This is a genomic window from Streptomyces sp. NPDC017940 (genome assembly GCF_044328435.1).
Classification (GTDB): domain Bacteria; phylum Actinomycetota; class Actinomycetes; order Streptomycetales; family Streptomycetaceae; genus Streptomyces.
The window spans coordinates 609,526-629,806 of record NZ_JBIRHJ010000001.1 but is presented as its reverse complement, the minus strand read 5'-3'; the positions used below and the strand labels follow the sequence as shown (position 1 = coordinate 629,806).

The 20,281-nt window shown below is 73.3% G+C and carries 15 protein-coding genes; 10 read left to right on the top strand and 5 right to left on the bottom strand.

Translation table 11 applies throughout. The features are described from left to right. Positions 1-14: 14 nt before the first annotated feature. The 3 genes from ACH4DX_RS02550 (at position 15) to ACH4DX_RS02540 (ending at position 2,434) form a co-directional block, all read left to right on the top strand. The gene (locus tag ACH4DX_RS02550) at positions 15-845 is read left to right on the top strand and encodes an aminotransferase class IV (protein WP_398153710.1); all 831 of its coding nucleotides are present in this window, start codon (positions 15-17) and stop codon (positions 843-845) included. 245 nt (positions 846-1,090) lie between these two features. Then, positions 1,091-1,660 (top strand): hypothetical protein, encoded by a 570-nt coding sequence (locus ACH4DX_RS02545; RefSeq protein ID WP_398117107.1) that lies wholly within the window; start codon positions 1,091-1,093, stop codon positions 1,658-1,660. A gap of 129 nt (positions 1,661-1,789) precedes the next feature. Then, positions 1,790-2,434, top strand: coding sequence for a class F sortase (locus tag ACH4DX_RS02540; protein WP_398117106.1), 645 nt, complete (start codon positions 1,790-1,792; stop codon positions 2,432-2,434). Positions 2,435-2,470: 36 nt separating this feature from the next. Here ACH4DX_RS02540 and ACH4DX_RS02535 read toward each other — a convergent pair whose 3' ends face one another. Next, positions 2,471-3,253, bottom strand: a complete 783-nt coding sequence (locus ACH4DX_RS02535) for a sulfite exporter TauE/SafE family protein (RefSeq protein WP_398153709.1) — start codon at positions 3,251-3,253, stop codon at positions 2,471-2,473. A 182-nt stretch (positions 3,254-3,435) separates the two neighbouring features. Here ACH4DX_RS02535 and ACH4DX_RS02530 point away from each other — a divergent pair, with 182 nt between their 5' ends. The 3 genes from ACH4DX_RS02530 to nirD are packed head-to-tail and all read left to right on the top strand — an operon-like array spanning position 3,436 to position 7,694. Further along, a complete protein-coding gene (locus tag ACH4DX_RS02530) occupies positions 3,436-4,665 on the top strand; it encodes an NAD(P)/FAD-dependent oxidoreductase (protein WP_398153708.1) in 1,230 nt (409 codons plus the stop codon). A gap of 3 nt (positions 4,666-4,668) precedes the next feature. Next, positions 4,669-7,293: a nitrite reductase large subunit NirB gene (gene nirB, locus ACH4DX_RS02525; protein WP_398153707.1), complete on the top strand. Its 2,625-nt coding sequence runs from the start codon at positions 4,669-4,671 to the stop codon at positions 7,291-7,293. Then, positions 7,290-7,694, top strand: coding sequence for a nitrite reductase small subunit NirD (gene nirD / locus ACH4DX_RS02520; RefSeq protein WP_398153706.1), 405 nt, complete (start codon positions 7,290-7,292; stop codon positions 7,692-7,694). The genes nirB and nirD overlap by 4 nt, the downstream gene beginning before the upstream one ends. Before the next feature lie 38 nt (positions 7,695-7,732). Here nirD and ACH4DX_RS02515 read toward each other — a convergent pair whose 3' ends face one another. Next, on the bottom strand, positions 7,733-8,293 hold the full coding sequence (locus tag ACH4DX_RS02515) for a hypothetical protein (RefSeq protein ID WP_398117099.1): 561 nt from the start codon (positions 8,291-8,293) through the stop codon (positions 7,733-7,735). 230 nt (positions 8,294-8,523) lie between these two features. Here ACH4DX_RS02515 and ACH4DX_RS02510 point away from each other — a divergent pair, with 230 nt between their 5' ends. From ACH4DX_RS02510 to ACH4DX_RS02495, 4 genes are all read left to right on the top strand, one after another. Continuing rightward, the gene (locus ACH4DX_RS02510) at positions 8,524-10,425 is read left to right on the top strand and encodes an APC family permease (protein ID WP_398153705.1); all 1,902 of its coding nucleotides are present in this window, start codon (positions 8,524-8,526) and stop codon (positions 10,423-10,425) included. Positions 10,426-10,660: 235 nt separating this feature from the next. Then, positions 10,661-11,923, top strand: coding sequence for an ABC transporter substrate-binding protein (locus ACH4DX_RS02505; protein WP_398153704.1), 1,263 nt, complete (start codon positions 10,661-10,663; stop codon positions 11,921-11,923). A 125-nt stretch (positions 11,924-12,048) separates the two neighbouring features. Further along, positions 12,049-12,927: a carbohydrate ABC transporter permease gene (locus ACH4DX_RS02500; RefSeq protein WP_398154163.1), complete on the top strand. Its 879-nt coding sequence runs from the start codon at positions 12,049-12,051 to the stop codon at positions 12,925-12,927. Between the two features lie 4 nt (positions 12,928-12,931). Beyond that, positions 12,932-13,768, top strand: a complete 837-nt coding sequence (locus ACH4DX_RS02495) for a carbohydrate ABC transporter permease (protein WP_398153703.1) — start codon at positions 12,932-12,934, stop codon at positions 13,766-13,768. Between the two features lie 122 nt (positions 13,769-13,890). Here the strand turns inward: ACH4DX_RS02495 and ACH4DX_RS02490 are convergent, their stop codons facing one another. The 3 genes from ACH4DX_RS02490 to ACH4DX_RS02480 all read right to left on the bottom strand — a co-directional run bounded on the left by ACH4DX_RS02490 (position 13,891) and on the right by ACH4DX_RS02480 (position 20,112). Further along, entirely contained in the window at positions 13,891-15,444 is a 1,554-nt protein-coding gene (locus ACH4DX_RS02490) for an alpha/beta fold hydrolase (RefSeq protein ID WP_398153702.1), read from the bottom strand. A 228-nt stretch (positions 15,445-15,672) separates the two neighbouring features. Next, positions 15,673-18,399, bottom strand: a complete 2,727-nt coding sequence (gene ppdK / locus ACH4DX_RS02485) for a pyruvate, phosphate dikinase (protein ID WP_398153701.1) — start codon at positions 18,397-18,399, stop codon at positions 15,673-15,675. 447 nt (positions 18,400-18,846) lie between these two features. Next, positions 18,847-20,112 carry an ROK family protein gene (locus ACH4DX_RS02480; RefSeq protein ID WP_398153700.1) on the bottom strand — a complete coding sequence of 422 codons (1,266 nt, stop codon included), beginning with the start codon at positions 20,110-20,112 and terminating at the stop codon, positions 18,847-18,849. Between the last annotated feature and the right edge of the window lie 169 nt (positions 20,113-20,281).

Genomic DNA, 20,281 nt, shown 5'->3' with positions numbered 1-20,281 from the left:
CGTACGGTGGGGCCATGAGCACACCACCAACCCCCACCGATGTCCTGCGACTTGAGGTCGACGGCAGGCCCGGCACCGTCGAGTCCCTGCGGACGCGCGCTCTCGACAGCTTCGGGCACTTCACCGCGATGCAGGTCAGAGGGGGCGGGGTGCGCGGCCTCGACCTGCATCTGCGCCGCCTGGACGCCGCGACGCGCGAACTCTTCGACCAGGGGCTCGACGGCGGCCGGGTCCGTGACCTGGTCCGGCACGCCCTCACCGGCGACGGTGGCGCGGGCGCCACCGGGGTGATCGCCGACGCCTCGGTGCGCGTGTACGTGCACGCCCCCGAAGGCGCCCCGTCCCTGATGGTCACCGTGCGGCCGCCCACCGAGCTGCCCGCCACGACGGCCGCGCGGGCACGGTCCCTGATGTCCGTGCCGTACGTCCGGCCGGTCGCCCACGTCAAGCGCCTCGGCGGCTTCGCGCAGGCCTACCACGGGCGGGCGGCGCGCCGCGCGGGCTTCGACGAGGCGCTGCTCACCGGCCCGGACGGCGCGATCAGCGAGGGCGCGATCACGAACGTGGCCTTCTGGGACGGGCACGAGGTGGTGTGGCCCGACGGACCGCACCTGGCCGGCATCACCATGCAGCTCCTGCGGGCCCGCCTGGACGACGCGGGCCTGCCCACGCGCCTCGGCCCGGTACGGCTGCGGGACCTGCCCGCGTACCGGGCCGCCCTCGTCATGAACTCGTGGGGCGTCAGTCCGGTGCGGCGCGTCGACGACCTGGACCTCCCCGTCGACGAGTGGCTGATGACGACCGTGTCCGAGGTGTACGAGGCCGTCCCGTGGGACGCCCTGTGAACCGAGCGCGGCCCCGTCCTGCCACGGGCGTGGCGGCGGGTCGGGTCACCCATTCACAGCCGCCGCCCCGCGGCTTCGGTACTCGCTGCCCGACACACGGGGTGACCTGCTGGAACGTCGTCGTCGACGCGTCCGGACGCGTGGCCTCGCAGGGGTTCTGAGGGTTTTCCGGCAGGCGTGCGGCGCCGAGTGCCCTTTACCTCGGAGATGCGTCCCGCACGAAGGCATCGACAGGAGCCCGCCCCATGCGCACAGCCCGCCAGCTGACGACCTCCGCCGCGCTCGCCGTCGCCTCGGCCGGTGTCCTGACGACCGGGGTCTTCATGGCTCCCGCGGCCGCGGCGCCCGCCGACGGCCTGGAGGTGTCACCGGCCACCGTCACGCCCGGCACCAGCGTCACGGTGCACACCGCCGCGTGCGGCGGGAGCGGCGGCGGTGCCACGGGGGACGCGAGCGCGGTCGGCGCGGGCACGTTCGCGCTGGCCCCGGGGAAGGCGGCCCGGGCGCTGTCCGGGCGGTTCGACGTGCCCCCTTCGGCGCAGCCGGGCACCTACGAGATCGTCGCCAGGTGCGCGGGCTCGGGCGGCCGTCAGGTGGCCGGTGACCTGTCGGTGACGCTGACGTCCACGGCGCCCGCCCGCGGGGAGCAGCCCGTACCCGTACCGGTGCACCCGAAGGGGCATGTGAAGACGGGGGTCGGCGGTGCCCTCGGGCCCGATCCCGTGAAGACCGCGGCCGGCGTGGGCGTCCTCGCCGTCGCCGCCGCGGGCGGTACCTGGCTCCTGCATCGCCGGGCGAGAGGCGACAGGATCTGACGGGCCCCCTCCGCGGTCCGCGGGTATCCGCTCCCCTCCCTCTCCCGGCCGCCCGTCCCTCGCGGCCCCGGGAGGGGGAGGCAGGACACCCCCTCCCCCTCCCCCAGTGACGACCTCAGGCGGTGAGCCATGCGCCGGACAGAGCGGCCAGGCAGGTTCGGCAACACCCTCATAGCGGCGGCCACCGTGCTCGCCATCGGCAGTGGTGGGTGGCTGGTGTACGAGGGCACGGCGTCCCACGCGCCGCCGCAGCCGTCCGCCGCGCAGGCCGCCGTGGCGGGCACCGGCCCGGTGGGGCCCGGGCTCTCGGCGCCGCTCCCGCCGTCGCCGCCCGACCGGATCCGCATCCCGGCGATCGACGTGGACGCCCCGCTGATGGGCCTCGGCCTGACCCGCCAGGGCAGCCTCGACGTGCCGCCGCCGCGGCACAAGAACCTCGCCGGGTGGTACGAGGCGGGCACCATGCCGGGCGAGCGCGGCACGGCGATCCTGGCGGGGCACGTCGACAACGCGGAGGGCCCGGCCGTCTTCTACCGGCTCGGGGCGCTCACCAGGGGCCGCGTCATCGAGGTCGAGCGGCGCGACGGCGACGTGGCGCTCTTCACGGTCGACGCCGTCGAGGTGTACGACGCGAAGGACTTCCCCGACGAGAAGGTGTACGGCGCCGCGTCCCGCCCCGAGCTGCGGGTCATCACCTGCGGCGGCGCGTACTCCGAACAGACCGGCTACCAGGGCAACGTGGTGGTCTTCGCGCACCTCACGGGCACCCGGTAGCGGCTCTCCCGCCGGCGCCCGTCGCGCGCCGCCCCGCTACGCCACCCACTGCTCGTAGGCCATCTTCGCCACCAGCCCCACCACCGTGGTCAGGAGCACGATCCGCACGAAGCCGCTGCCCTTCTTCAGGGCGGTGCGGGCGCCGAGGGTGCCGCCCACGAGGTTGAAGAGGGCGAGGACGAGCGCGAGCCGCCAGAGCACGGCGCCCTGCCAGGCGAACATCGTCAGGGCCCCCGCGTTGGTGCAACAGTTGACGATCTTCGCGTTGGCGGAGGCACGGACCAGGTCGAGCCGGAGGACGGCGGTCAGCGCGAGCACCAGGAAGGTACCGGTGCCGGGGCCGACGAGGCCGTCGTAGAAGCCGATGCCCACGCCCGCGACGCCGATCGCGGCGAGCACGCGGCGGGGCGGCACGGGGCCCGCGGCGGGGGCCGTGCCGAAGTCGGGCCGGAAGATCACGAAGGCGCCCACGCCGACCAGGACGGCCATGATGACGGGCTTGAGCACCTCGGTGCTCATCCCGGCGGCGAAGAACGCCCCGCCCATCGACCCGGCCAGTGCCGCGAGGCCGATCCGCACGGCCGTGGCCACGTCGACGGGGGCCCTGCGCACGTACGTCACGGCTGCGCCGGTCGTGCCGACGATCGCCACCGCCTTGTTGGTGCCGAGTGCGGTCGCCGCCGGGGTCGTCCCCGGCAGGCCGAGCAGCAGTGCGGGCAGCAGCAGGAGTCCGCCGCCGCCCACCACGGCGTCGATCCACCCCGCCGCGAGCGCGGCCAGGCACAGGACGACCACCGTGGTCATGGATATGTCAGGCATGATCGCGACCCTATGGACGCGCCACGCGCGCGGTCCAGGAAACGGGGAGACTTGAGCGACTTCTGAGCCTGCCGTGCCGCGGGTGACCTCACACTCCCGCCCCCCGCCCGCTGAGCCCACCGTTCCGCGGGGGAAACAGCCCGGTACCCGCGGGGAAATCCGCGCCCCGCACGCTGCGGGGCATGACCAGGAGGAGTCCGCACCGCCGCGTCGTGGTGCTCGGCGCCGGCCTCGCGGGAGCCCGCCTCGCCGCCCGGCTCGGCCCCGACGCGCTGCTGATCGGCGAGGAGCCGCACGCCCCGTACAACAGGGTCCTGCTCACCGACGTGCTCGCCGGCCGGTACGGGCCGGAGGTGATCGCCCTGCCGCGGCCCCCGCGCGGCGGCTACCTGCGTACCCGCGCCGTACGCCTCGACCTCGCCGACCGCGTGGTGCTGTGCGAGGACGGCTCCCGCGTCCCGTACGGCACGCTCGTCCTCGCCACCGGCGCCAATCCGGTGCTGCCGCCCCTGCGCGGCCTGTTCGCGCCGGGCGCCCCGGACCTTCCGGACGGGGTGCACCCGTTCCGGACGATGGCGGACTGCCTGGCCCTGTCGGCGGCCGCCGGGCCAGGCGCCCGCGCGGTCGTGGTCGGCGGCGGGCTGCTCGGCGTGTGCGCGGCCCGGGCACTCGCCGACCGGGGCGCCCAGGTGGTCCTGGCCCAGCAGGGCGACCGGCTCATGGAGCGCCAGCTCGACCCGGACGCCTCGGAGCTCGTGCGCGCGCACCTGACCGCGCTCGGGGTGGAGGTGCACACCGAGTGCCGGGTGCGCGGAGTGCGGCAGCACGACGGCGCGGTGCGGGCGGTGGAGCTCGCGGACGGCTGTCTGCTCGACACCGACCTGACGGTCCTCGCGTGCGGGGTCCGGCCGCGGACCGGGCTCGCGCGCGCCGCGGGCCTGGAGGTCCGGCGCGGCGTCGTCGTCGACGACCGGCTGCGCACCAGCGACCCGCACGTGTACGCCGTCGGGGACTGCGCCGAGCACGCGGGCCTGACCCGCTGCCTCGCCGCGCCCGCCCTCGACCAGGCCGACGCCCTCGCCGCCGCGCTGACCTCGCCCGAGACGGCCCGCCCCTACTCCGGCACCCGCTCCCTGACCCGCCTCACGCTGCCGCACGGCGAACACCCGCTGGACCTCGCGGCGTTCGGCGACCCCGAGACCCGGCCCGACGACGACGTCGTGCGCCTCACCGACGCGACCCGCGGCACGTACCGCAAGGTCGTGGTCCGCGACGACCGCCTCGTCGGCGGGGTGCTCCTCGGCGAACTCGCGTCCGTGGGCGCCCTCGCCCGCGCCTGGGAGTCCGACGAGCCCCTGCCCGACGACGGCAGCCCGCTGCTGCACCTGCTCACTCACGACGGAGGCCTCTGACCCATGGACCCGACGCGCCCGAGCTCAACTCCCCCGTCACCGGCCGGAACGCTCGTCCTGGTCGGGCACGGCATGGTCGGCCAGCGCTTTCTGGAGGCCCTGGCCGAGCGCGGCCTGACCGCGACGCACCGCGTGGTCGTGTTCGCCGAGGAACCACGCCCGGCCTACGACCGCGTGCAGCTCACCTCGTACTTCAGCGGCCGCACCCCGGACGACCTGTCCGTCACGGACGCGGGGTTCATGGCGGGACACGGCATCGAGCTGCGTCTGGGCGACCCCGTCGAGCGCGTCGACCGGGGCGCGCGCACCGTCACCTCGCGCGCCGGGCACACCGTCGCGTACGACGTCCTCGTGCTCGCCACGGGATCGGCGCCGTTCGTGCCGCCGGTGCCGGGCAGGGACGCGGCCGGGTGCTTCGTGTACCGCACCATCAAGGACGTCCTCGCCATCGAGGCGTACGCCAAGGCCCACGCCGCCACGGGCGCGGTGGTCGGCGGCGGGCTGCTCGGCCTGGAGGCCGCGGGCGCGCTGCAAGGACTCGGGCTCGGTACGCACGTGGTGGAGTTCGCGCCGCGCCTGATGCCCGCGCAGGTCGACGAGGGCGGCGGCGCCGCGCTGCTGCGCACGCTGACCGGGCGGGGGCTCGTGGTGCACACGGGCACCGGCACGCAGCAGATCCGCACCGACGACGCGGGCGCGGTGCGCGGGATGCGGCTCTCGGACGGCACGGAACTCGACGTTGACCTGGTCGTGTTCTCGGCGGGCGTGCGCGCCCGCGACCGGCTGGCCAGGGACTGCGGTCTGGCGGTGGGCGAGCGCGGCGGCGTCGTCGTCGACGAGCGGTGCCGCACCGGCGACCCCGCGGTGTACGCGATCGGCGAGTGCGCGCAGGCCGCCGACGGCCGTGTGTACGGCCTGGTCGCGCCGGGCTACGAGATGGCGCAGACCGCGGCCGCCGCCATCGCCGCCGGCGTTGCGGCGGACACCTGCGACACGGTCTTCACGGGCGCCGACATGTCCACCAAGCTGAAGCTGCTCGGCGTCGGCGTCGCGTCGTTCGGCGACGCGCACGGCGCGACCGGCGGGAGCCTGGACGTCGCCTACGCCGACTCGCGCTCGGGCACGTACAAGAAGCTGGTGGTCAGCGCCGACGGCACGCTGCTCGGCGGGGTGCTCGTGGGCGACACGGAGTCCTACGGGACGCTGCGCGCGCTGACCGGCTCCGTGCCGCCGGTGCCCGCCGAGCAGCTGGTGCTGCCCGCGGGCGCGGGGGCCGCCCCGGCGCTGGGGCCCGAGGCGCTGCCGGGCGACGCGGTGGTGTGCAACTGCCACAACGTCACCAAGGACGCGGTGCGGGCCTGCGCGACGCTGCCGGAGGTCAGGAAGCGCACGAAGGCCGGTACCGGCTGCGGGAGCTGCGTCAAGCTCATCGGGCAGCTCCTCCCGCGGTCCGGTGACACGGGCCTGTGCGGCTGCTTCGCGCAGACCCGCCAGGAGCTGTACGAGATCGTGCGCACCCTGCGTGTCGCCTCCTTCCAGGAGCTCCTGGACCGGCACGGCCGCGAAGGGGCGCGCGGCGGCGAGGGCTGCGAGACCTGCAAGCCCGCCGTGGCCTCGGTCATCGCCTCCCTCGCCCCCGCCATCGGTGCCGACGGCTACGTGCTCGATGGCGAGCAGGCGGCCCTCCAGGACACCAACGACCACTTCCTCGCCAACCTCCAGAGGAACGGCTCGTACTCGGTCGTCCCGCGCGTCCCCGGCGGTGAGATCACCCCGGACAAGCTCATCGTGATCGGCGAGGTGGCCCGCGAGTTCGGGCTCTACACGAAGATCACCGGCGGCCAGCGCATCGACCTCTTCGGCGCCCGCGTCGAGCAGCTCCCCCGGATCTGGGCCCGCCTGGTGGACGCGGGCTTCGAGTCCGGGCACGCGTACGGCAAGGCGCTGCGCACGGTGAAGTCGTGCGTGGGGCGGACCTGGTGCAGGTACGGGGTGCAGGACTCGGTGCGCATGGCCATCGACCTGGAGCTGCGCTACCGGGGCCTGCGCGCCCCGCACAAGCTGAAGTCGGCGGTGTCGGGCTGTGCCCGCGAGTGCGCGGAGGCCCGGTCCAAGGACTTCGGCGTGATCGCGACGGCGAGCGGCTGGAACCTGTACGTGGGCGGCAACGGCGGCGCGACCCCGCGCCACGCGGACCTGCTCGCCCAGGACCTGGACGACGCCGGTCTCGTACGGCTCATCGACAGGTTCCTGATGTTCTACATCCGCACCGCGGACCGCCTTGAGCGCACCTCGGCCTGGCTGGAGCGGATCGACGGCGGCCTCGATCACGTACGGGACGTGGTGGTGGACGACTCGCTGGGTCTCTGCGCCGAGCTGGAGGCCCTGATGGCGGACCACGTCACGCACTACCGCGACGAGTGGGCCGAGACCCTCGCCGACCCCGGACGCCTCGCGCGGTTCGTCTCGTTCGTGAACGCCCCCGAGGCCCCGGACCCGCTGGTGGCGTTCGTCCCCGAGCGCGACCAGATCAAGCCCGACCTGCCCCTGCTGACCCTGCGGCCGCCCGGGACCTCCCCCCGCGCCTTGGATCACGACCTCGACCTGGAAGGTGCCGCGTCCCGATGACGACAGCCACAGCGACGACGACCGCGACTGCGACGGCACCCGCCACGCCCGCCACGGACGCACCGGTGGCCGCCGGTGTGCAACTGCGCCTGGACGGGGCCTGGCTGACGGTGTGCGCCGCCGAGCGGCTCACCCCCGGCCGGGGCGTGGCCGTGCTGCTCCCCGACGGGCGGCGCCAGGCCGCCCTGTTCCTGGACCGGGGGCGGCGCCTCTATGCCATCGACAACCGCGACCCCTTCTCCGGTGCCGCCGTGCTCGCACGCGGCCTCGTCGGCTCGGCGGACGGCCGCCCCTTCGTCGCCTCGCCCCTGCTGAAGCAGCGCTTCGACCTGGCGTCGGGGCGGTGCCTGGACGACGACGAGGCGGGCGTGGCGGTGTACGAGGTGCGGGTCCGCCCCTGACAGGACCGGGCGGGGACCGCGGCACGGCGGGTCCCGGGCTACCGCAGGCCCGACGCCTCGAACACCGCTCTGGCCTGCCCGCGTTCCAGGCGCGCGAGCAACCGCCCCAGTTCCACCGATCCCGACCGCAGCAGGCCCGCGGCCAGGGAGCGGCGGGCGCCCAGGTCCAGGCGGTGCAGCAGGAGGGGGTTCGCGGCGAGGACCTTCGGGTCGAACTCCACGCGGTTGCCGAGCGAGTCGCACAGCACGATCCGGACGCCGACGGTCTCGCTGACCCGTACCGCGGTGAGCAGGCCGGTGCACACGTGGCGGCGGCGCAGCGGACCGCGCACGGCCAGCCAGCCGGGGCCCGCCGTCACCCGCACCGGGTGCAGGACCACGTGGAGCAGTCCGGCGAGGCCCGCCCACAGTCCGGTGCGCAGGGCGCTCAGGGTGCCCGCGCCGAAGTCGACGAGCACGATCAGGGCGAACAGCGCGCACGAACAGAAGGCCGCCGCGCGCAGGTCGGCCGCCCAGCTCCGGTCGGTCAGCACGGCGTCCGCGTCCGGCACCGCCCGCGCGGCGGGGCTCGCGCCCCGAGTCGTCCAGTCATGTCCCATGTGCGGCACCGTAGGCCGGGGCGCGCCCGCCGTCTGCGGCGTTGACAAGCTGCATACAGACCCATGCCACACCTTTACGCGCAGTTGACGTTCCCCCTCAACAAGGCGTCAAGAGGTGCCGAGGACCCGTCAAGGAGTCGCCAAGGGGTGCCGCCGCCCCGCCCGCGGGCGTCGACGCTGGACCGGCCCGGGGCACGACCGCGCCGGCCGACCAGGAGGAGAGGACCGGCATGACGACCGTTTCCCGGCGCGGCGACGCCCCGGCGCCCGCGGTACCGCCCGGCACCGGCGCCCCGGCACCCGCGGAGGCTCCCGGTACCGGCGCCCCGACACTCGCGGAAACCGACCCCGGTGAGCGGCACCGTCTCACCGCCGTGCAGGGTCTGGCCGCCCTGTCCCTGGACGCCATGGCGTCCGTCGCGTACGGCCCCGAGGCCATCGTGCTCGTCCTGGCCGCGGCCGGCGGGCACGGCCTCGGTTTCACGCTGCCGGTGACCCTCGCGATCGCCGCCCTGCTCGCCGTGCTCGTCGCCTCCTACCGCCAGGTCGTCGCGGCCTTCCCGGACGGCGGCGGCAGCTACGCGGCGGCGAAGACCCACCTGGGCCGCCGGGCGGGACTGGTCGCCGCCGCGTCCCTCGTCCTGGACTACGTCCTGAACGTCGCCGTCGCCGTGACCGCCGGGGTCGCCGCCCTCACCTCCGCCTTCCCCGAGTTGTACGGGGACCGGCTGTGGCTGTGCCTGGGCGTCCTCCTCGTCGTCACGGGCGTCAACCTGCGCGGCATCGTCGACTCGGCGCGGGTGTTCATCGCCCCGACCGCGGTGTTCGTCGGCGCGATCCTCACCCTGGTCGCCGTCGGACTCCTCCGTGCGGCGCCCGTCTCCACCGAGGCGTCCGCGGGCCATGCCTCCGTGCTCGCCGACAACGCCACCACGGTCGGGGCGCTCCTGCTGCTCAAGGCCTTCGCGTCCGGCTGCTCCGCGCTCACCGGCGTGGAGGCGATCGCCAACGCCGTGCCGTCCTTCAGGGCCCCCCGCGTCAAGCGCGCCCAGCACGCGGAGGTCGCGCTCGGCGCCCTGCTCGGCGTGATGCTGATCGGCCTGTCCGTCCTCATCTCCCGCTTCGGCCTGCGACCGGTCGAGGGCGTCACCGTGCTCGCCCAGCTCACGGACGCCTCCCTCGGCCACAACTGGGCTTTCTACGTCGTGCAGTTCGCGACGATGATCCTGCTCGCGCTGTCCGCCAACACCTCCTTCGGCGGCCTTCCGGTCCTGATGGGCCTGCTCGCCAGGGACAACTACCTGCCGCACGTGTTCGCCCTGAAGGCCGACCGGCAGGTGCACCGGCACGGCGTGCTCGCCCTCGCCGTCGCGGGCGCGGCCCTGCTGCTCTTCTCCGGCGGTGACACCAACACCCTCGTGCCGCTGTTCGCGATCGGCGTCTTCGTCGGCTTCACGCTCTGCCAGACCGGCATGGTCGTCCACTGGCGCGCGGCGGGCCGCCCCGCGAAGGCGCTCCTGAACGGCTTCGGCGCGGCCCTCACCGGCGTCGCGGCCCTCGTCGTCACCGCCACGAAGTTCACCGAGGGCGCCTGGCTGATCGTCCTCGCGCTGCCCGCGATCGTCCTCGTCTTCGAGGTGGTGCACCGCGCCTACCGGCGCATCGGCAAGGACCTCGGCCTCGGCCGCGTACCCGGGCCGCCGCGCCGCGACCACTCCCTCGTGATCGTGCCCGTCTCCGGTCTGTCCCGGCTGACCTGCGAGGCCCTCAACGCGGCGGTGTCGCTCGGCGACGAGGTGCGGGCCGTGACGGTCTCCCACGACGACCCCGACGACCGGCGTGCCGCCGAGGACCTGCGCCGCGACTGGGAGCTGTGGAACCCCGGCGTGGACCTGGTGGAGCTGATGTCCCCCACCCGTACGGTGGGCCGTCCCGTCGCCGCGTACGTGCAGCGGGTGTACCGGTACCACCCGGGCACCCGGGTCACCGTGCTCATTCCCGAGGTGGAGCCCGCGCACGTGTGGGAGCGGCTGTTGCAGAACCAGCGGGGGGTGGTGCTTGCGCACGCGGTGCGGCGGGAGACGGATGCGGTCATCTGTCGTCTGCGGTTCCGGGTTGCCGCCCGGCGTTGACGGTTGCCCGGCGCGGCCGCCGGTCCGCGTCGGCGGCTGCCCGCCGTGGGGCTTGCTGTCCTCCTCGCCGTCCGCGGGATCGCGGGGGCTGGTCGCGCGGTTCCCCGCGCCCCTTCGGGGCGCCGCACCTCGGGGGGCCGACACGCGGCCGCAATCCGTCTGTCGTAATCCTCGCCCATGGTTGATCGTTGGGCCCGGCACGTACCCGACGATCCAGCGCACAGGGGGAAACGGCATGAACGTCAGCCGCAGGACACTGCTCGCATCCGGGGCCGCGCTCGGCCTGCTCACGGCGTGCGGGTCCAACACGGGACGGGACGGCGGCGATTCGGGCGGCAGCGGCCCGAAGCTGTCCCAGTGGTACCACCAGTACGGCGAGGCAGGCACCGAACAGGCGGTGAAGCGGTACGCCGCCGCGTACGACGAGGCGGACGTGTCCGTGCAGTGGCGCCCCGGCAACTACGACGAGCAGACCGCCGCCGCGCTCCTCACCGCCTCGGGGCCCGACGTCTTCGAGGTCAACGGTCCGACCCTGGACCAGATCCGGGGCGGCCAGGTCGTCGACCTCACCGATCTGTTCGACGGCGGTGTGCGGGACGACTTCGACCCCGTCGTGCTCGCCCCGAAGACCCACGACGGCCGGATCTGGTCGATCCCGCAGGTGGTCGACACGCAGGTCCTGTACTACCGCAAGAGCCTCCTGTCCGACGCGGGCCGCACACCACCGCGCACGCTCGACGAACTGGTCGACACCGCGCGCGAGTTGACGACCGACAGGACCAAGGGCCTGTTCCTCGGCAACGACGGCGGCGCGGGCGCCCTCGGCGGCACGCCCCTGTACGCGGCGGGCCTCCGGCTGGTGACCGACGACGGCAGGGTGGGTTTCGACGACCCGGCCGCCGCCCGTGCCCTTGCCGCGCTGCGCACGCTGTACAAGGACAAGTCGCTGCTGCTCGGCGCGCCGTCCGACTGGTCGGACCCGTCGGCGTTCGTGCAGGAGCTGACCGCGATGCAGTGGTCGGGTCTCTGGGCGCTGCCCGCCGTCCAGAAGGCGTTCGGCGACGACTTCGGGGTGCTGCCCTTCCCCGCGGCCGGGCCTGCCGGGAAGCCCGCGGTGCCGGTGGGCGCGTACGGCGCCGCCGTCAGCGCCCGCAGCGCGCACAAGGAGGAGGCCAAGGACTTCGTGAAGTGGCTGTGGATCGACAGGACGGAGTACCAGCGGGACTTCGCGCTCTCGTACGGGTTCCACATCCCCGCGCGCCTCTCCCTCGCGAAGAAGGCCGACGCGCTCACCGAGGGCGCGGCGGCGGACGCGGTGCGCCACACCACCCGGCACGGGTACGCCGAGCCCCTGCTCTGGACCCCGGCGAGCCGGGTCGCCTATCAGGACGCCCTCAGCCGGATCATCAAGTCCGGCGCGAACCCGGAGAGCGAGCTGAGGTCGGTCGTGCGCAAGGTGTCGGCGGAGCTGGACCGCGTACAGAAGAAGTCCTCGTGACCGCGTCCGGCACGCGTGGCACGCCCAGCACTCCCGGCCCGCCCGGCACCTCCGGCGCCCACGGCACCTTCGGCGCCCCCGGCCCGCGGTGGTGGCGCCGCCTCGCCGGGCCGCAGAACCGCACCCTGTGGTTCTGGGCCTTCGTCGGCCCGTTCGCGCTCGGCCTGATCGTCTTCACGTACGTGCCCCTGGGCTGGAGCGTCTACCTCAGCTTCTTCGACGCCCACAACACCGTCTCGCCCACGGACTTCGTGGGCTTCGACAACTACACGTCGATGCTGCGGAACGACGCGTTCACGGACAGCCTGTGGACCTTCGTGGTCTTCACGGCCTTCATCGTGCCGACGACGTTCGTCCTCTCGCTCTCCCTGGCGCTGATGGTCAACCGCATGCGCCGGGCCCAGGCCTTCCTCCGCTCGGTCTTCTTCCTGCCCGCCGCGTGCAGCTATGTCGTGGCGGCCCTGATCTGGAAGATGTCGCTCTTCAGCGGGGTGCGGTTCGGCCTGGCCAACACCGTGCTCGGCTGGTTCGGCGCCGAGCAGACGGCCTGGCTCTCGACGACGGACCCGCCCTGGTACTGGCTGGTGATCGTCACCGTCCGCCTCTGGCTCCAGGCGGGGTTCTACATGATCCTGTTCCTGGTGGGCCTGCAACGCATCCCGCCCACCCTCTACGAGGCGGCGGCCGTCGACGGCGCCCGCCCGGGCTGGCAGGTCCTGCGCCACATCACGCTCCCCCAGCTGCGCGCCACCTCCGTCGCGGTGGCCCTGCTCCTCGTCATCAACGCCTTCCAGGCCTTCGACGAGTTCTACAACCTGCTCTCGGACTCCCGCGGCTACCCGCCGTACGCCCGCCCACCCCTGGTCTACCTCTACTACACGGCGCTCGGCCAGGGCCAGAACCTCGGCCTCGGCAGCGCGGGCGCGGTGCTCCTCGCCCTCGTCATCGCCGTGGTGACCATCGGCCAGGCCCGCTGGTTCGGGCTCGGCAGGAAGGAGGACTGACGCCGTGCACGACGCCTGGGTCAAGGCGGGCCGCGCCCTGCGGGTCGCTCTCCTCATCGCCCTCGCCCTGCTCTTCCTGATCCCCTTCTACCTCCTGCTGCGCAACGGCCTCGCCGCCGAACAGGACATCACCGCGCCCGACTGGACGTTCTTCCCCTCGACCCTGCGCTGGTCGAACGTCACGGAACTCTTCGAGGACTCGACGGTCCCGATGGCCCGCGCGCTGTACAACTCCGCGGTGATCGCGGTCCTCACCACCCTCGGCACCCTCCTCCTCGCCTCCCTCGCGGGCTACGGCCTCGCCCGCATCCCCTACCGCCACGCCGACCGCGTCTTCTACGCCATCCTCGCCACGATGACGGTCCCGGCCGCCGTCACCTTCGTCCCCAGCTTCGTCCTCGTGTCGTCCCTCGGCTGGGTGTCCACGCTCCGGGGCCTGATCGTCCCGACCCTCTTCTCGGCCTTCGCCTGCTTCGTCTTCCGCCAGTACTTCCTCGGCTTCCCCCGCGAACTGGAGGACGCCGCCCGCGTCGACGGCCTCGGCCACTGGCGTACGTACTGGCTGGTCGTCGTCCCCAACTCGCGACCCGTCTTCGCCGCCGTCGGCACCATCGTCTTCATCGGTGCCTGGAACTCCTTCCTGTGGCCCCTGGTCATCGGCCAGGACCGCGACGCCTGGACCGTCCAGGTCGCCCTCTCCTCCTTCTCCACCTCCCAGGTCGTCCGCCTCCACGAACTCTTCGTCGCCGCCGCCGTCTCGATCGTGCCGCTGCTCGTGGTGTTCCTGTTCTTCCAGCGGTGGATCGTGGCGGGGGTGGAGCGGTCGGGGATCGACGAATAGCACTGGCCGGGGGGCCTGCACGGCCCACCGGCGCTCCGCGCCTCGTCCTCCTCCCCGACCGCCCGCCCCTCCCTCGCGCCGGCGCGCTCGTCCTCCTGTCGCCGGGCCCCGCGAGGTACCGCCTACCGCCCCGCGAAGGCCCGCGGAGCCGCCTCCGCCCGACCCTGCCCGGGCGCCGCACGGCAGGTGACGTCCCGGGCCGGGAGTACACCGGTGCTCAGGTACCCCATCGCGACGTTCTCCGCGCAGGAGTTGCGGACCTCACCGAAGACCACCCCGTGCCCCTCCCCCTCGTCGACGGTGACCATCCGCGACCCGGCGAGGGCGCGATGCATGCCCCGCGCGGCAACGAGCGGAGTCTGCGAGTCCCACTCGTTCTGCACGATCAACGCCTTGACGTGGTTGTCCACCACGGTGGCGGGCTCGGCCCCCCGCGGCAGAAAGGCGCACGGGGTGATGCTGGACGCGAAGTCCCCGTACAGCGGGAAGCGGGCGCCGTCACGGAAGGCGTCACGCCGGTAGGTGCCGGGGTCGCGGGGCCAGGGCGCGTCGGCGCACACGACGGCCAGTTGGCTGGCGACCTCGTTGTCGCCGGGCTGCTCGGTGCGGGGCAGCTCCCGCACGGCCCGCCCCTCGGCGGCGTTCTTGAGCTGCACCACGGCCTCGGCGCCCATGCGCACGGTGAAGAACGCGGGCCGCAGCGCGTTCCGTACGGCGGCCCCGTCGAGCTTGGCGTCACCGATGACGACGGGGTCGGTGTCCGCGCGGGCGACGAGCTTCCGGAAGGTCCGCTCGACGGCGGCGGGGGTCGTGCCCAGGTGGTACGTGGCGTCCTGCCCGGCGGTCCACTTCGCCCACCGCCGGAAGGCACGCTCGGCCTCCGGCGCCCAGACGCGGAACATGCCGCGCCACATCCGCTTCGGGTCGACGGCGCTGTCGAGCACGAAGCGGTCGGCGCGGTGCGGGAAGAGCTGCATGTAGACGGCGCCGAGGGCGGTGCCGTACGAGACGCCGAAGTAGTTGAGCTTCTTCTCGCCGAGGACGGCGCGCAGGACGTCCATGTCGCGGGCGGTGTTGCGGGTGGTCATGTGCGGCAGCCGGTCACCGGCGGCCGCCCGGCACTTGGCGGCGAAGGTCCTGGCCCAGGCCTCGTTCGCGGCGGCGTCACCGGTGGTGCGGGTGACGCGGGGGTACGGCAACTCGTGCGCCGCGAGCCCGCACTTGACAGGAGTGCTCCTGCCGACCCCGCGCGGATCGAAGCCGACCATGTCGTACTGCTCGCGCACGGCCTTGGGCAGGCCCTGCGAGGCCTCTAGGGGGAGGTCGAGGCCCGGCCCGCCGGGCCCGCCCGGATTGAAGGTCAGCACACCGCGGCGCTTGCCGGGCACACTCGTCTCGACCCGGGATATCGCCACGTCGATGCGCTTGCCCTCGGGCACGCGATAGTCGAGGGGCACCTTCAGGGTCGCGCACCGGAAGGCGGCGGGCTTGTCCGCCGCACACCGCTCCCAGGTGAGCTTCTGCCGGGTGAAGTCCGCAAGCCGCTCACCTCCCGCACCCCCGGCCCGCCCCACCCCGTCCCCGGCGGAGGCCACCCCACCCCCGAGCCCCGGCACGACCCCGGCAAGCACCCCCACCGCGAGCACCCGCACCAGCCGCCGCCGATAAGCGGACATCCCCATATGACACTCCCTCTGATCGGATCTGCGTACGATCAGTTGGACGCACAGGGGGACCTCCTGCCTCCCTCCGCCACCGGCGTGCCGAGGCGCGGCACCTCCGCACAGGTGCCGCCCCTCCCCGGTGGACCGGGACCGTCGCCGCATCGGTTGAGGGTCGGGGACACGGCGACGGGCCCGGGGTCTGTGGCGGTCGGCAGTGGGTGCCGGGAGTGCCGGTGGGCGCTAGCGGTGGTCGCTGCCCGTCGACGTCGAGGCCGCGCGGCCCGCCTCCAGGCGGGCGACCGGGATGCGGAACGGGGAGCAGGAGACGTAGTCCAGGCCCACCTCGTGGAAGAAGTGCACCGACTCCGGGTCGCCGCCGTGCTCACCGCAGACGCCGAGCTTGAGGTCGGGGCGGGTGGCCCGGCCCGCCGCCACCGCGTCGCGGACCAGCTTGCCGACGCCGTCCTTGTCGATCGTCTCGAAGGGGGAGACCCCGAAGATGCCCTTCTCCAGGTAGGCGGTGAAGAAGGAGGCCTCCACGTCGTCGCGGGAGAAGCCCCACACCGTCTGGGTGAGGTCGTTCGTACCGAACGAGAAGAACTCGGCGGCCTCCGCGATCTGCCCGGCCGTGAGCGCGGCGCGCGGCAGCTCGATCATCGTGCCGAGGGCCAGCTTCAGGTGCACACCGGTGGTCCGCTCGACCTCGGCGATGACCTGCTCGGCCTCCTCGCGGACGATCTCCAGCTCCTGGACGGTGCCGACGAGCGGAATCATGATCTCCGCGCGCGGGTCGCCCTTGGCCTCCTTGCGCTCGGCCGCGGCCTCCGCGATGGCCCGTACCTGCATGGTGAACAGGCCGGGGATGACCAGGCCGAGGCGGACGCCGCGCAGGCCGAGCATCGGGTTCTGCTCGTGCAGCCGGTGCACGGCCTGGAGGAGGCGCAGGTCGTTCTCGTTGTGGTCCTTGCGGGACTCGGCGAGGGCGACCCGCACGGACAGCTCGGTGATGTCGGGCAGGAACTCGTGCAGCGGCGGGTCCAGGAGGCGGACCGTGACCGGCAGGCCGTCCATGGCTTCGAAGAGCTCGACGAAGTCCCGCTTCTGGAGGGGAAGCAGCTCCTTCAGGGCGTTCTCGCGCTCCTCCTCGGTGTCCGCGAGGATCAGGTGCTCGACCAGCTCGCGGCGCTCGCCGAGGAACATGTGCTCGGTACGGCACAGGCCGATGCCCTGGGCGCCGAACCGCCGCGCGCGCAGCGCGTCCTCGGCGTTGTCGGCGTTGGCGCGCACCCGCAGGCGGCGCTTGCCGTCGGCGAACGCCATGATGCGGTGCACGGCCTGGACCAGTTCGTCGGCGTCGTCGGCGCCCGCGTGCATGCGGCCCTCGAAGTACTCCACGACCGGGGAGGGGACCACGGGCACCTCGCCCAGGTACACCTTGCCGGTGGAGCCGTCGATGGAGACGACGTCGCCCTCCTCGACGACGTGGCCGTTCACCGTGAGGCGGCGCCGCTTGGTGTCGACCTCCAGGTCCTCGGCGCCGCAGACGCAGGTCTTGCCCATGCCGCGGGCGACCACGGCGGCGTGGGACGTCTTGCCACCGCGGGAGGTCAGGATGCCCTCGGCGGCGATCATGCCGTCCAGGTCGTCGGGGTTGGTCTCGCGGCGGATCAGGATGACCTTCTCGCCGGAGCGCGACCACTTGATGGCGGTGTAGGAGTCGAACACGGCCTTGCCGACGGCGGCGCCCGGTGAGGCCGCGATGCCCCGGCCGAGCTGCTCCACCTTGGCGTCCTCGTCGAAGCGCGGGAACATCAGCTGCGCCAGCTGGGCGCCGTTCACGCGCTGGAGCGCCTCCGCCTCGTCGATCAAGCCCTGGTCGACGAGTTGCGTGGCGATGCGGAAGGCCGCGCCCGCCGTGCGCTTGCCGACCCGGGTCTGGAGCATCCACAGCTGGCCGCGCTCGATGGTGAACTCGATGTCGCACAGGTCCTTGTAGTGCGTTTCGAGCGTCTCCATGATCTGCATGAGCTGGTCGTACGACTTCTTGTCGATCTGCTCGAGATCGGCGAGGGGCACGGTGTTGCGGATGCCCGCGACGACGTCCTCGCCCTGCGCGTTCTGCAAGTAGTCGCCGTACACGCCCTGGTGCCCGGAGGCGGGGTCGCGGGTGAAGGCGACGCCGGTGCCGGAGTCGGGGCCGAGGTTGCCGAAGACCATCGAGCAGACGTTGACGGCGGTGCCGAGGTCGTGCGGGATGCGCTCCTGGCGGCGGTAGAGCTTGGCGCGCTCGGTGTTCCAGGAGTCGAAGACCGCGTGGATGGCGAGGTCCATCTGCTCGCGCGGGTCCTGCGGGAAGTCGCGGCCCGCCTCGGCCTTGACGATCTTCTTGAACCGGGTGACGAGCTTCTTCAGCTCGGCCGCGTCCAGGTCGGTGTCGACCGTGACCTTCTTGGAGTCCTTGGCCTTCTCCAGGGCGTCCTCGAACAGCTCGCCGTCGACGCCGAGGACGGTCTTGCCGAACATCTGGATGAGACGGCGGTAGGAGTCCCAGGCGAAGCGGTCGTCGCCGGCCTGCTTGGCAAGGCCCTGCACGGACTTGTCGGAGAGCCCGATGTTGAGGACGGTGTCCATCATGCCGGGCATGGAGAACTTGGCGCCCGAGCGGACGGAGACGAGCAGCGGGTCGTCGGCCTGGCCGAGCTTCTTGCCCATCTTCTTCTCGAGGGCGGTGAGGTGCGCGCTCACCTCGTCACGCAGTGCCGCGGGCTCGTCCCCGCTGTCGAGGTAGACCTTGCAGGCCTCGGTGGAGATGGTGAAGCCGGGGGGGACCGGCAGGCCGAGGTTGGTCATCTCGGCGAGGTTCGCACCCTTCCCGCCGAGAAGGTCCTTGAGGTCCTTGTTGCCCTCGGTGAAGTCGAACACGAACTTCACGCCCTGAGCTACGTGGGGATCTTTGTTTTCCGACACGGGTCTCGACTCCTCGAGGACGCGGTGGCTGCCCTGACGGCGAGGAACATACCCAGATCAAAGGCGTCTGGGTACGTCCACTTGTGGGTCACACGGTCGTAACCACCCGTCCGCCGCTAGATCGAAAGTGACTCGACGGTAGCGAGCGTGGCCGGATCGCGTTCAAGCCTTGAAGGATCACCCCGCGAAAGACCGCCGTTTTGCTCAGATGAGCGAGTCATCCTCAGATGTGAGTTCACCTCGTAAATGATCGAGCGATGGCACTGAGTGCCACTCCTTGGAGAAGTGCAGCCACCCTTTACTCGCCCATTAATCGCTCATCTGAGCGCAAGACCCTTCAAGGGTGGCGAGAATCACGCCGTTTGAAAGTGCCGGATCTCGTCCTGCGGGCGGCCTCCGAGCAGCCCCGCGAGCACCGGAGAGCACCACCACGCTTCGGCGCACCCCTCAGACGCCGAGCGCGGCGAGCCGCGCCTCCGCCCGTTCCGGGGCGTACAAGTGCTCCACCACCAGCGCACCCGCCCCCACCAGGCCCGCGCGCTCGCCGAGCCGCGAGGTGACGACCTCCAGGCGAGCCGTGGAGCGCGGCAGCGCCCGCTGGTACAGGAGCTCGCGCACCCCGGTGAGGAAGGGAGTTCCGGCCAGATCTCCGGCGATCATCAGCACGCCGGGGTTGAGCAGCGTCACGACCGTGGCGAGCACCTCACCCACCTGCCGCCCCGCCTCCCGGGCGAGACCCACCGCCTCGGGGTGCCCGGCCGCGAGCAGCTCCCGCACGTCCCGCCCCGACGCGGCCCGCACCCCGGCCGCCCCGAGCCGCGCCGCCACCGCCCGGCCGCTGGCCACGGCGGCCAGACAGCCGTACGAGCCGCACTTGCACAGCTCCCGCGCACCGCCCGGCACCCGGATGTGCCCGATGTCGCCCGCACCGCCGTCGACACCCCGGTAGACGCCGCCGTCGACGACGACACCCGCGCCGATACCGGTGGAGACCTTGACCAGGACGAAGGCCGAGCAGTCCGGGTGGTGGGTGCGCTGCTCGCCGTACGCCATGAGGTTGGCGTCGTTGTCGACTAGCACCGGCACCGGGGCGGCGGCGCCGGTGTGGTCGGTGAAGGCGCGGCCCAGCCTGCCCGTTATGTCGTAGCCGTCCCAGCCGGGCATGATCGGCGGCTGCACCACCCGGCCGGTGCCGCTGTCGACGGGCCCCGGCACGGCGAGCCCTATCCCGCACACCGCCGCGGGCCCCCTGCCGCCCGCGCGCACCAGCTCCCCGAACGCGGCGCCGAGCCGGTCGAGCACCTTCTCCGGGCCCTCGTCCACGCGCAGCGGAAGGCCGTGCTCGGCGAGCACCGTGCCGGTGAGGGTGAGCAGTGCCGTACGGGCGTGCCGGGTGTCCAGGTCGGCGGCGAGGACGACGGCGTGCGCCGCGTCGAACTCCAGGCGGGCCGGGGGGCGGCCGCCGAGCGGGGACGCCACCGGGCCGCCCGCGCCCTCGCGCAGCCAGCCCGCGCGGAACAGCCGGTCGAGCCGCTGCCCGACGGTCGCGCGGGACAGTCCCGTGGCCTGTCGCAGCGCGCCCCGCGTGGTGGCGCGGCCGCTGCGGACCAGATGGAGCAGGTCGCCCGCGCTCGCCTGGGGGGCGGCCCCCTGACGTGCCTGGGGCCCGCCGGTGCCGCCGCTCCCAACAGCCTCGCTGGTCCCGTTCCCCATGTTCGTTCCTCCGGTCCCGAGGCCCGTCCCGCGCCGGGCCGTGCGACGTCTTGTGCGCGTCAACTTCGCGTTACATGCTGGGTTTTGCGTGGGGGGCAGACATAACCCTATGGTTCCGGTAACCAAACTGACAGGCCCCCGACCAGGCCCACGACGACCGGCCGGCGGC